The organism is Mucilaginibacter sp. 3215, assembly GCF_050433785.1.
GTDB lineage: Bacteria > Bacteroidota > Bacteroidia > Sphingobacteriales > Sphingobacteriaceae > Mucilaginibacter.
The window spans coordinates 1-13,896 of the sequence record NZ_JBNPWO010000012.1; the positions used below are offsets into that span (position 1 = coordinate 1).

Here is a 13,896-nt window from a genome sequence, read left to right on the forward strand (position 1 = left end):
TTTCCCTCAAGGATAGGTCGGTTGATGATGGGCTTTGGAACACATGCCCAATACTTGCTAAAGTATATTTATCAAAGCGCCTTTACGGGCGCACCGAGCATTTCACGAAAACGTTTAATATTTCGGCCTTGATGAATATTTTTTGGCGGGTCGGTAGTGTTCATAAGTCAGTATGTAGAGTTTGCTCAAAATTAAACAAAATAATAAAAAGCTGTGCTTTATCTAATATAGAAATAATTGCCGGTGAAATATGCATATAGCGACGTCAGATAGAACATAGCTGAGTGGGATATACAAAAGGATCTCTTCAACTTCGGACATCAAACTATTATTCACTCAATTTATTAAGCTATGCGAGGTGACGAACATTATGTACCATGGGAGAACTATCCTAAATTCCTACTATTTAATGAAATCCGCGATCCCTATCGGGCGTTACGAGACGCTTTTTGGGGCGAACCTGAAAGGAATAAACGTTTGCTGGAACAATTAAAAGCATTTGCGCTAAGCGATACACATTACCAGGGGGGCAAAGAAGGCCCTGCTAAAATGGTGCTGGCGGTAAACGAATGGGTTCGGATGATCGAGATTTGCTATATTTTATGGCTCGACAGAAAAACGCCGGATGATTGGGATAAGGCTGAACTTGTTGAGGGTTGGCAGTTAAATTTTGCCAAGAATACCTGGAAATATTTTCCTGATGATTTGTCGTTTTACGAAGAGCGGAATCCGTATATCGTCTTTAGACGAATCTTTGGCTATATCGGATTGCAGGACCTGCGTGACTATTTCGATTACTGGCTTTATTCAGCGCTGAGCAATAAGGCCTTGACAGTAGCAGAATTCGAAGGAAATATGCCAGCATTATTCGACGATCTTTTAAAACTCCACTCGGCAGCTTATATGGTCGAGCAGCTTGCTATTGGCGCGGTATGGGAAACCCTCACTAAAAATAACGGTCATCACCTATCTTATACTAAAGATGGCCGTAAGGTGATCACTATTATGGAGGACAAGGAAGAATATAATCTTTTCGATTGGCAACTGCCCAGGGCACTCAAACGCAAAAACAGATTAGAGAGGGAATTTAAATTCGGGGAAATGGCCGCGACTCTCGTAACAGAATTTCCATTTATCCGGCATGTATGCCACTTGGGTGCTATACCATACGCGGACAGGATTTACCTGCTCATTTTAGTCGATGACAAGATTGGGATAACAGAAGATGAGATATCGGATAAAATTCAATCTGATAGGCTTGGAAAAACATTTATCATTCCCCTCGTTTATAAAGTCGAAGCCGCTTTAGATGAAATCAAAACGAACCCACGCTTTTGGGAATGGGTAGTTTATGCTGGGACAGTATTATATACCGATAAGGATCTTGTGATTCCTAATCCTGAATATGTGACTGTCGAAATGCATAAAGCGGTGTTGGAAAGGTGCTGGAAGGGCTCTCATAAAGAGTGCCGTAGCCTGTTAAAACGGATAGAAACCCACTTGAGAAAGGAAGAATACAAGTCTGCACTATCATTTATGATTAAAGCGATTGAAACGGTGCAACGGTGTGCGATAGAGCTTAAGTTGGGATACAACAGGCAGGACGGAAAATTTGCCAAACTGCAACAAATAATAAGCCTGTTTAGTGATGATTACCAATACATTCTTTATGAAGGTACGGATGATGATACGGAGTTTGTTTTCTACAATCTTTTCGATAAAGGATATCCAAAGGCTAAAACAAAAAATTTCAAAGCTGACAAATCCGTTATGGAAACTGCTGCAAAAAAGATAGAACAATACCTATCGAGAACTGAAGAGTTGTATAATCAGCAAATCGCTTTTCTCGAGTATTCTTTGGGTAAGTTTTCGTGAGCAGATACTGTAAACTAAAATATGACTTGTTTTAGGATACTTTAGAAATGCTAAGAATAGATTATCCGGATTTACATTGTGAAATTTGTAATGTACCGCCAAGAAACGAGTGGAGGACCGACCAAGTAGCCCCGGCGAAAGCATCGCGGGGCTGTGAATTATTCACATCCCCGCTTGCTTAGCTGAGATTATCCTTTTACCATTAGGTGAAAGATTTTTGCCCGATGAAGGAAATAAATAAAAATGATTCAATCGGCCTGCTGTTCCAGCAGGCATTAGACAAAAAACTGGCCTCTGATTTAAGCAAGCACCACAAAAACAATTTGCGCTATGCCTTTAACCATTTCATGGACTTTCTTGGAGCGGAAGGACGTGAAATGTCGATCCGGGAATTGACCACCTCCAGGATCGAAGAGTTCTTACAGCTTTTCGGTTCTTCTGCAACGTATTACATGAACAGGCGGCGGGAGCTGAACATACTTTTTAACCTCGCTTCAAGAATGATCGACGAGGATTTGATGGCCGCGAAAAGAACTGAATCCAGGCGGGTTAAAGCAACACTCCATCTGGCTTACGAAAAAGAACAGTTAGAGCCTGTATTTACTTTCCTGAAAGCTAACCACACAAACCTTTATCGGTGCTGCCTGATGACTTACGGATGCCTGCTGCGTCCACATGAGGAGATCAGGTTGTTAACCAAAAAGCACTTCAGGAAAGATAATACTGAAATTCATTTGGACGGCTCAGAAAACAAAGGCGGCAAGATCCGTGTCGTTTACGTGCCGGATTACGTCAGGGAAGAGCTGGAGCCGGTATTGCAGGAGTTAAAAAGGGAAGACAATATCTTCAGTGGTATTAGCGAACCTTTCAACCAAACCTATTTCGGAAAGCAATGGAACCGCGAAAAAAAGAAAATGCTAAGCCACGGCCTGATCTATCCCAAACAAACCCTTTATTCTTTCCGGCATACTGCTGCAATTGACGTGTTTCGCCGAACAAAGGATGTTTATATGGTTCAAAAGATCATGGGACATTCTTCAGTGGTCATCACATTGAAATACCTGCGCAGCCTGGGTGAGTTCGATACCGAAGAATTAAAAGCAGCGGCCCCGGTATTATGATCACATTTACACGTGAAGAAATATACCGGATAGTCTGGGAAACGCCAATGACGCTGATCGCGAAGAAATATATCATATCAGATGTTGGCTTTCGTAAGTTATGTATCCGCATGGACGTTCCTGTTCCGAAGCGGGGACAGTGGGCTAAGATCCAGGCGGGTTACAAACTGAAACAGCCCGTGCTGCCCGTAACCGGCAAAATCTATAAACCGGCGGTACTTGAAGAAAGACCAGCCGGAGCACCTGTGAAAAAGGTTTGTCAGCTAAAAATTCATACCAGGAAAATAGCATCCGAAAAGCTGCCTTTCAGAGTGCCTGATCGTCTCGTCAGGCCCGAGCCGGTTACGCTCGCTGCCAGGGAGAGCCTGAAAAGACTGACTGATCCGAATTTTCCGGCATGGTAATGACAGCAAAGCGGGAACTGGATATCAAAGTCTCACCAGCTAACGTAGGACGTGCGCTCCGCTTTATGGATACGCTTATCAAATGCGTGAGGGTACGAGGCTATTCATTTGAACTGCATGACGACGGCAATTATGTTGTGATACGCGACATCAAATTAAAAGTGACATTTCGGGAGCGGACAACCAAAGTGAGGGTGTATGATAAATCTTATCGTAATTACGAATGGCACCCGAATGGGAAAGTCGTTTTCAGAATTGATACGAGGCTGAAGTCGGAATGGCAGGACCTCAAAGCGGTTTTGCTGGAAGAGCAATTACCCAAAATACTGGCAAAGCTGGAACTGGCTGCAAAAGAAGAAGAACTTTACCTGGAAAAAGCGCGGATCTGGCAGGCAAACTGGGAGCGGGAAAGAAAAGAAAAAGCTGAATTTGAAGCTCGAAAAAAACAGGAAAAAGAAGCTTTTAAAGAATTGATGAGGGATGCCGAACGCTGGAAGCGAGCTCAGCTCATCCGGGAATATACATTGGCTGTGCAGGATCCCGATCCGCAATGGTTTTCCTGGGCGAATGCCAAAGCAGACTGGCTGGATCCTTATAATCCGTCCAATGATGAATGGCTGAAAGAAGCGGATAAAAATGATTTCTGAAGTTTGAGTGTGCCATCGTTAAATAAATACTAAATACATTTACAATTATGCAATTACAGATAGCCTCGGACCTTCACCTGGAATTCCCGGAAAACCGGAATTATATGGCTTTAAACCCTTTGCAGATAAATGGAGATATCCTTTTATTGGCGGGAGATATAATACCATTGAAAGATATTGACCGTCATAGTGATTTCTTTAGTTTGCTTGCCGACAATTATGAACACACTTACTGGGTTCCCGGTAATCATGAATTTTACCATTTCGATATAGCCAACAGGTCAGGTGTTTTTCGTGAGTCGATCCGATCTAACGTGACGCTGCTTAACAATTCTACTATTGAATTGAACCGGGTCAAGATCCATTTTACGACACTATGGTCGAAAATATCGAAATATAAAGCCCGTTATATCGAACGGGGGATGATGGATTTCAGGGTGATTAAAGATGAGGGCAGGTTGTTCTCGGTCGAAAAATACAACCAAATGCATTCAGATTCCCTGGCATTTCTCGAAACTGCATTGAAGGCTGGAGCGGATAACCGGAATGAGGATATCAGGAACATCGTTGTGTCGCATCACGTGCCTACATTTCAGCATTATCCCAAACAATATTTAGACAGCGTTTTAAATGAAGCTTTTGCCACCGACTTAGATGCTTTTATTGAGGACAGCGGTGTTGATTACTGGATATACGGCCATCATCACGATGCTACCCCTGAATTTAATATCGGGAAAACTGAGCTGCTAACCAATCAACTCGGATATGTGCACCAGGACGAGCATAGCAATTTTGATCGTGGCAAGACAATAACAATTGATGCATAGATAGAATAAAGGAACACTGGCATGAAATGAAAATCCATGCTGGTGTTCCTAAAATACCTAGAGGTAAATCAGATAATTGAATGTTTTTTATGCTAAAAATATTTTAACCACTCAGTTATAAATATTATAAGCTGAATTTCAATTTATAGGTGACGCAACACCAGGGCGCTCAATTTGATTGGTGATACAGCCTCTTTGGTGCGGGGAAAACACCAACCAGAAGCAAAAATAGGTGCGTTCTTTTTGTCAAAGTTTTTACAATATGTAATTTTTATTTAATGCGATATTGATTAAATAAAAATTACATATTTACTATATTTGTTTTACCTAACTAAAACTTTATACATGATTACGCTCATAACTTCGATGTCTTCAAACTTCCCGTGTAAAGAGGGGACTTCCGCTGCCATTAATTTCTCTGATATTGCTTTCAAACTATTTAAACAGCGTGCATAAACTGCAACATTTCCTGGTATAGTACAAATCAAACTCTCATATCGGACACTGTCAGACCACAGTGTCACCTAAGCCTTTTTATGAAAACGAAATGCCCCCGACTTGTTAAATCAGTGTGTTTAGCAATTATTTTGACCGGCTCTTTAAAAGCCGCATTCGCCCAGACCGGCCCCCTTCTGCCAAAGGTAACTCCTTCATCGCCCACTGCGTCAACCCTTCAAAAGTATACCGATTACCCTGTCAGCTTAAATAGCGGGCTCGTGGATGTCTCTATACCGCTTTACACCATAGAATCGCATGGTACGAGTGTCCCGATAGCGCTGAAATATCATGCTTCGGGTATCAAATATGATGACAATTGCAATGGTATAGGCATCGGATGGACACTATTTTCAGGGGGAATGATCACGGGTTCCGTTCAGGGTGTTATTGATAACCTCGGGGGATTGAACAATTACTTTAAAAGTGCCGGCTTAATTAATCCTAACTCGAGTTGCAACACGCCGGGAAGTGGTGGTGAAAACAGCACACTGATCAATTTCGACAAGGGCTATGAGGACAGTGAATACGATACCTATAATTTCTCCTTTTTGAATTACCAGGGTAAATTCTTTTATCCGGGTACGAGCACACCGGTGATAACACCCCTTCAAAACATGAAGATAGTGCGCAACGGAGGTGTAGCAACTGCAATAAGCAGCTATAGTTTCGATATTACCGACGAAAACGGGACGTTATACCGTTTCGGTTATTACTCGAATAGCTCGAACCTGGCAAAGGAAGTATCCTTTACGGACCAGGGTACCTGTAACTACCTGCTGACCGAAATTGTTTCGGCCGACAAATCCGATATCATCCGCTTTAATTATACCATTCGCACTGACGGTTTGCCCGGCCTTTCACCAGCCTCGAAACTGGTTATCACCGATCAATGGACCATTAAAGACGGACTTAATCGATGGGGAACTTACCAAGGATCTATAGATAATAACACCAAGGTATATTCCGGAGGTCATTATATGCAGAATTTCACTTATGCACAGCTAAGTTCGATTACATTTAATAACGGAAGCGTGGCGCTGACTTACAATAGCCAGAATCAGTTAACAGCATTAAATGTCTACAATAACGTTTCTTCAAGTCCGATTAAGACGGTTACATTGCAACAAAGCAATTATGGCAGCGACTATTACAAACTGGACCAAGTCAATTTCTTTGACAATGTTTTGCAAAAGAGTTACAACTATAAGCTGGGCTATACCGGTACGCCTTATGCCAAAATGAGCGGGATAGACTATTGGGGTTTTTATAATGGCACAGCATTAGGCAACGACTATGTTCCCAATTTCCAGGTGGCTAAGGATGCTGAAATGACCAACGCCGGATCTATGGACAGAACTCCTAATGAAAATGCCATGCTCCAGGGGACACTGAATAAGATTACCTATCCCACCGGAGGGTACTCAATTTTCAATTTTGAAGCGCACCGTTTTGGCGGCGGGCAAGTAGCAGGCGGACTCCGGATAAAGAAAATAGATAATTACGATAGTAACGGTACCTATTTGTTTTCCAAGTGGTATAAATATGGTCAGACAGAAAATGGCGATGGCATTAGTTACGCACCAATAAACCCAGCCGATTACTGTTATTCAATGTTGAATGTCTATACCAATACCTATAGCTACGCTGGAACAAATACACCGGGCTACAACTATACCTATAATGAACGTATCTACGGTGCATTCCCCAAGTTCAGTTATTCCTGGGCAGGCAGTTCTGTGGTCTATGATTATGTGACGGAGTATTCAGGTGACGGCGTAAACGCTAATGGAAAAACGGTGAGCCAGTTCGAGATTATAAAGGATGACCTTGCGAATTTTCAACCGTATTTTTATAAGTATATCCCGATGGTGTATCGTTCCAACTTATGGAAATCCGGTAACCTTTTGCAGAAACAAGTATACAATAAAACCTCTTCGGGTTATTCCCTGGTTTCTTCAGTTACCAACCAGTACCAGGATTTCAATAACCATGATTACACTTGTTTGAAAATTATAGCGTCCATTGACTGGAATACTCCCGGAACAACCGATAACGATAAATTCATGGGCCTCGAGTGTTTTAATGATGGCGATAATCCGCTTCAGGCATTACACCTTCCATCTATTCATGCTTATACTGATTACCAGCTAAGCACCGGGTCGAGGTTACTGATCAGCAGCAATGAGACTACTGATGGCGTCAACACTACCACGCAATATACTTATCACCCTACCTACCTGAAAACAACAAAGACCACCGTTTCAAAAAGTAATGGTAACAGTAAGTTATTGGAATATACTTATCCCTATGACTATGCTGCTGCTCCGTATACAACTATGGTTAATGCCAATATTATCGCTCCAGTGATCAAGCAAACTGCATTTAAGAATGATGAAGCTCATTTTTTGTCATCGACGCTGACCAATTATAAAGACTGGGGCAATAATGTATATGCACCCTCAAGTGTGGAAACCCAAAAAGGTACAGATGCATCGGAAGCACGGGTTGTATTTGATGCTTATGATAATAAAAGTAATATCCAGAGTGTTTCCAAAAGTGGTGCACCAAAAATCTGTTACGTTTATGGATACGGCGGTACTTACCCGATAGCTGAAGTAAGTAATGCGGACTATGCAACTGTAGTTGCAGCTCTTGGCGGCGCGACTGCCGTGCAAAACTTCCGTGACAACCAGGCACCAACAGATGCGGCAGTGAACAGCTTTCTTGCGCCGTTGCGAACAGCCTCGGGACTTTCGGCCGCAAAGATAAGTACTTACACTTATTCACCGTTGGTGGGCATGACGAGCATGACCGATGTCAAAGGGGTGACGACATATTACGAATATGATAACTTCCAACGCCTGAAGAACATCAAGAACAAGGATGGCAATATTGTTAAACACATCGATTATCACTATCAGGGACAATAAAGGAGATTATTTACATGAAAAGAATATTAATAGCCATTGTTATATTAATGACAATAAGCATAGGCAGGAGTTACGGGCAGCAGGTGGACAGTGTTAAAATAAACCGGGTAAGTTATATCAGGAACCTGTTGAAGACCGATACTTCGACAGCACGGAAGGCCAGCGATATCCAGGACAATTACAAACAGGCCTTAAAGCTGGTACTGAGCAATGAGGCATTGACCGACCGGCAGAAGCGTGCCGCGATTGATTCGCTCATGAACGAGAAGAACCGTCAGTTGGAGGGGCTGTTGCCGGAAGCGCAGCGTAACCTGATCATACCGACGACAGAGCGGAAACAGACCTGGAAACGTGATACTACATTTAAAAGCAACCGGTAACAGAGAACCACACGATAACCTTATTACAATTATAATGAAAAAGACATTCATCCTGCTGATATTGCTGGCAGGTATTACCGTACAGGCCTTTTCTCAGGGAACTACGATGGGCACCGCAATCAACGCGGGCAGTTACAGTGTGTCGGGCAGTTATTCGGATACAAAGACCAATACGACAGCCAATGGTTTTGTCAATAATTACGGACAGGCATCACCGGATGTCTGGTACAGTTTTACCATCGGAGGCTCCACAAACTCGGTAAATGTATCGTTGTGCGAAAGCAATTTTGATACCTATCTGCATGTGCTGAACAGCAGCGGTACGGAGATAGCAAGCAATGATGACGGTGGTCCGCTCTGTACGAGTTCACGATCATCACTGAGTTTTACCAACCTGGCACCGGGAACCTATTATGCAGTTGCAGAGGGCTATTCAACAAATACCGGGGCCATCATATTTGCTCTGGATGTGACCATAATTACGCCGCTAACGATCAGTTATGCCGGCCCTCAGACCTATTCGGCCGGAACTGCAATTGCGGCGCTGAGCCCGACAGTAAGCGGCGCGGTATCCGCAGCGGGGCAAACCTCTACATTCGCGGGGACGGGAAGCGCCGGTTCAGCAAACGGTACGGGGACCTCGGCAAGCTTTAATCAGCCGCTTGGCGCTACGGTTGACGTTTCCGGAAACACCTACGTAGCTGAGGGCGGTTCACACCTGATCAGGAAAATCACACCGGCGGGTGTCGTAACGACCTTTGCTGGGAGCGGCACACAGGGATTTGCAAACGGAACGGGAACAGCGGCGAGCTTTTATCATCCGGTAGGATTGGCGGCTGATGCTTCCGGTAATATTTACGTTGCCGATGAGGATAATAACGCGATCAGAAAAATCACGCCGGCAGGTGTGGTAACAACGTTCGCGGGCAGCGGCGCACAGGGCAGTACGGACGGAGCGGGCGGATCAGCGACATTCTATTACCCTTGCGGCGTTGCGGTAGACGGCTCCGGCAACGTATACGTAGCGGATGCTTTCAATAACAAGATCAGAAAGATCACTTCGGCTGGAGTGGTAACCACGCTTGCGGGAAGTGGTACTGCAAGTTCAATAGACGGAACAGGCACTGGCGCTACGTTCAATCAGCCTTTCAGCGTGGTGACAGATGCCTCGGGGAATGTCTATGTAACAGACCGGGTTGGCGCAAAGATCAGGAAAGTGACCCCGGCAGGTGTGGTGACGACATTAGCAGGCAGCGGTACGGCATCTTTCGCAGACGGTACAGGAACTGCGGCAAGTTTTAACGCTCCAACCAGCATTGGGATCGATAAGGCAGGGAATCTGTATGTAACGGACGAAGCCAATAACCGGATCAGGAAAGTAACATCTGCAGGTGTGGTTACGACCCTATCGGGTACGGGTGCCCAGGGTGGCATGAATGGTGCAGGTAATGCGTCAACGTTTTATTTGCCGTTTGCGATAGCTGCAAATGCAGGCGGCCTGGTGTATGTAGGGGACTTTACGACGAACCTGATCCGCAAGATCGTTGCCACACCATATACGGTGAATCCGGCATTCCCTGCTGGTCTGTCATTAAACAGTACTACAGGTGTTATCAGCGGAACACCGACAGCGGTGACAGCGCAGACAGCCTATACGATCACCGCCAATAACAATGACAATACGGCAACTACCCAGTTGACAGTTACTGTAAAAGCAGCGGGAGCTTTAAATCTGAGCCTGGATCGGAATTATATTGTGACCTATGTCCCCAGGATAAAAGACTTAACAACAGATGCCCAGGTAATCGCAGCCTCATCGGATAAGAATAATGAGCAGATCGATGTCCAGTATTTCGATGGGCTTGGTCGCCCGCAGCAATCTGTTCAGGTTAAGGGAAGCGCAACGGGACGCGATATCGTCCAACCAATTGTCTACGACGCGTATAATAGGGAAGCATTAAAATATCAGCCATATGTGGTAAAGGCAACGAATGGTGACGGAAGTTATAAAACAACAGCAGTGACTGACCAGGCCGCATTTTATACCGACCCGACAAACGTTTCAACATGGAACTCTCCCGGGGTACAAGCAAGTTCAGCGCCTTATGCGCAAACCGTATTCGAGCAATCGCCGATGAATCGTGTAACGGAACAAGGAGCTCCAGGGACGGACTGGCAACCATCAGGCACCACTGGTCATACAAAGAAGGTTGTTTACACAACAAACAATACAACAGCCATCAGCGATACAAGTAATACTTATTACGCGGCCTTATATACCGTAGGTACTGACGGCAGCCTGCTGCTCGGAATAAATGGTCAGAACAATTACGTGGCCGGGAAGCTGCATGTTACTGTAAGTAAAGATGAGAACTGGAAGAATACGGGGCTCGGTAACAGCAGAGGAGGAACAATAGAAGAGTACAAGGATGACGAAGGGCATGTGGTGTTGAAGCGGGTGTTTAACTTTGTACCAGGCAGCCCGGCAAAATTGGAGGTTCTCTCGACCTATTATGTATATGATGATTATGGTAACCTGTGCTATGTTTTGCCGCCCGGCAGCGGCGCAGACGGCGGTATTACAAGTGCTTTAAACCAAGCTGCGCTGGATGGCCTATGCTACCAATACAAATACGACGGGCGGAACCGGTTAATAGAGAAGAAAGTTCCCGGCAAAGGCTGGGAATTTATAATCTATAATAAGCTCGATCAGGTGATCTTCACCCAGGATGCTAACCAGCGGAGTCAGAACCCGCAGGTTTGGACGTACACCCAATATGATGCATTTGGCAGAATAGCGATAACTGGTATTTGGGGTTCAAGCGGAGCGCCTGGAAATACCGGCGACTCAAACATAAGTGCCCCAGTCATGTTTTGGAACAATGGCTAACCTCCTGGGCTGCCGGGCAGACCACTTTGTGGCTTACACGAGATAACACCCAAGCTACCGGCTACACTGCGCTGGCTCCTCAAGGAGGCCCGGTCCTCAGCATCAATTATTACGATACTTATCCGGCGATTACTGGTTTTCCCTCAGGTTTTGTTGCGCCAGCAGGCGCATCAGCGGCACCTAACGGGTTACTAACAGCAACGAGGACGGCAGTGTTGAACAGTAATGGTATTTCAACTGATATGTTATGGACGGCGCATTATTATGATGATAAGGGTCGCCTAATAAAAACGTACCAACAACATTATCTTGGTGGGACGCTTAATGCCGCAAACTATGATGCTGTTACAACGACTTATAACTTCAATGATCAGGTAACAACGACGACACGACAGCACTATACAGCGGTCGCTGGTGGCCTTAAGTTGACGCAAGGACTCCGTTATCTGTACGATCATATGGGTAGAAAACTGAAGACATGGTCTGTACTTCAGAACGTGGGGCAAACAGCTGATACCAGGACATTGATATCGAAGCTGGACTATAACGAAATAGGACAGTTATGGAAGAAGAACCTGCATACTACGGATACTACCGGTACCGGCAATGCCCGGCAATTGGTGACTTATAGCTATAATGAACGCGGCTGGCTGTTAAGAAGCAGTGCTCCGCTATTCGAAGAACTACTTTATTATAATACAGGAACCAATAAGTATTATAACGGCAATATCGCCTACCAGTTTTGGGGAATACCAGGCAACCTGGATAAACACTATAGCTATTCTTACGATCAGCTTAACAGGCTCCAGCAAGGCTATAGCTCAACAGGTGACCATGAGAACGGCATCACCTATGACCTGATGGGTAACATAAAATTCCTGCAACGTTATGCGACCACATCAACTACGCTGATCGACCGGCTGACTTATAATTATCCGGCCAACTCAAATCAACTGGGCAGTGTTACGGATGACAGCGGTAACGCCCTGGGACAAAAAAATGGGACAGCGACTTATGGTTATGATTTGAATGGCAATCTTACTTCGGACGATAGCCGGGGTATTCTTTCGACAAATCCGATTAAGTACAATCTGTTGAACCTTCCGCAGAGTATTGCAGTACTGAACACGGCCTATACCTATGATGCAAACGGGCAAAAACTACGGAAAGTGATCAGCGGTACCGGTGCATCAACAACGGAATACATCGGTGGCGTCCAGTACAACGGTACAGCAATTGACTTCATCCAAACAGAAGAAGGCCGGGCGATCCCGAACGGGGCTATTGGTTATAATTACGAATACAGCCTGACAGATCATTTGGGTAATAGCCGTGTAAACTTCGACACAAGCACAGGTACAACAGCCAGGCAGGTGCAGACGGATGATTATTATCCGTTCGGTATGGAAAGTAATAGCACTGTACTGGGAACAAAAAGTTTATATCTTTATAATAAGAAAGAGTTACAGCAAAACGGATTAAACCTGTATGATTATGGTGCAAGATACTATGATCCGGCGATTGCCAGGTGGACATCTGTCGATCCTTTGGCAGAAATTTCAAGTCGGTGGTCGCCTTATAATTATGTTGAGAACAATCCTATCAGGAATATAGATCCTGATGGTATGGAAACGGTTAATTTAGGAAGTGTGGGTGGAGGTAATCTATATTTTGAAGGTGATGCAGCTGTAGCTGCTTTTAAAAGTTTACAGAATCAATTTGGTCATCCTAACCCACCTGGTGATAAAAGTCAGAAAGAAAAAGAGAAGAAGAAAAACGATGCAATAATTCATAATATTATAGGCGGGCCTATTGGTGCAAATATGACCCAAGATGAAAGGGAAGAGTATAATAAAGAGAATGCTTGGGGATTAGCAACTTTCGCCGCTGGCGAGGCATTGGGATATATATTAAAGCCTGTATTTAGACCTATTGCATCCTGGGTGGGCAGATTATTTAGTACAGCAACGGACTGGGCTGCTATGACAGACGCGCCACTTGTTGGCAATCTCGCAAAAGCGATTGACTCTGAATTTGGAAATGGGACGGTTCAGGGAGTCGAAAGAGCTTACAAGAGTCCTGCTGGCATCGGAGATATAGATATTGATCTAAAGCAAATTAATATTGAGGTAAAATCAGGAGGAAAATTAAAAATACCTCAACAGGTAAAAAACATGGCTCAAGCTGCACATGAAGGAAAAGCTTATATCTTTTACATGCCCGAAGCGACAACAGCGCAGATAAGAGAAGCGGCCAAGAATGGGATTACAGTGCTTAAGAATCAAACACAACTTTTTAACGCAATAAAAGCTATTATCAAATAA

General features: G+C 44.4%; 9 protein-coding genes. All 9 read left to right on the forward strand.

Going from position 1 to position 13,896, the window contains the following annotated elements; genetic code table 11:
- Positions 1–351 precede the first annotated feature (351 nt).
- The 9 genes from ABIC84_RS18385 to ABIC84_RS18425 all read left to right on the forward strand — a co-directional run bounded on the left by ABIC84_RS18385 (position 352) and on the right by ABIC84_RS18425 (position 13,896).
- On the forward strand, positions 352–1,875 hold the full coding sequence (locus ABIC84_RS18385) for a hypothetical protein (RefSeq protein WP_429264472.1): 1,524 nt from the start codon (positions 352–354) through the stop codon (positions 1,873–1,875).
- Between the two features lie 224 nt (positions 1,876–2,099).
- Positions 2,100–2,996, forward strand: coding sequence for a tyrosine-type recombinase/integrase (locus tag ABIC84_RS18390; protein ID WP_429264473.1), 897 nt, complete (start codon positions 2,100–2,102; stop codon positions 2,994–2,996).
- Positions 2,993–3,400, forward strand: coding sequence for a hypothetical protein (locus ABIC84_RS18395; RefSeq protein WP_429264474.1), 408 nt, complete (start codon positions 2,993–2,995; stop codon positions 3,398–3,400). The genes ABIC84_RS18390 and ABIC84_RS18395 overlap by 4 nt, the downstream gene beginning before the upstream one ends.
- A complete protein-coding gene (locus tag ABIC84_RS18400; RefSeq protein ID WP_429264475.1) occupies positions 3,400–4,047 on the forward strand; it encodes a hypothetical protein in 648 nt (215 codons plus the stop codon). Before ABIC84_RS18395 ends, ABIC84_RS18400 begins: the two co-directional genes overlap by 1 nt.
- 47 nt (positions 4,048–4,094) lie before the next feature.
- Positions 4,095–4,874 carry a metallophosphoesterase gene (locus ABIC84_RS18405; protein WP_429264476.1) on the forward strand — a complete coding sequence of 260 codons (780 nt, stop codon included), beginning with the start codon at positions 4,095–4,097 and terminating at the stop codon, positions 4,872–4,874.
- A gap of 587 nt (positions 4,875–5,461) precedes the next feature.
- Positions 5,462–8,302 (forward strand): hypothetical protein, encoded by a 2,841-nt coding sequence (locus tag ABIC84_RS18410; protein WP_429264477.1) that lies wholly within the window; start codon positions 5,462–5,464, stop codon positions 8,300–8,302.
- A 14-nt stretch (positions 8,303–8,316) separates the two neighbouring features.
- A complete protein-coding gene (locus tag ABIC84_RS18415) occupies positions 8,317–8,682 on the forward strand; it encodes a hypothetical protein (RefSeq protein WP_429264478.1) in 366 nt (121 codons plus the stop codon).
- A 34-nt stretch (positions 8,683–8,716) separates the two neighbouring features.
- Positions 8,717–11,572 (forward strand): DUF6443 domain-containing protein, encoded by a 2,856-nt coding sequence (locus ABIC84_RS18420; protein ID WP_429264479.1) that lies wholly within the window; start codon positions 8,717–8,719, stop codon positions 11,570–11,572.
- Positions 11,557–13,896 carry an RHS repeat domain-containing protein gene (locus ABIC84_RS18425; RefSeq protein WP_429264480.1) on the forward strand — a complete coding sequence of 780 codons (2,340 nt, stop codon included), beginning with the start codon at positions 11,557–11,559 and terminating at the stop codon, positions 13,894–13,896. Before ABIC84_RS18420 ends, ABIC84_RS18425 begins: the two co-directional genes overlap by 16 nt.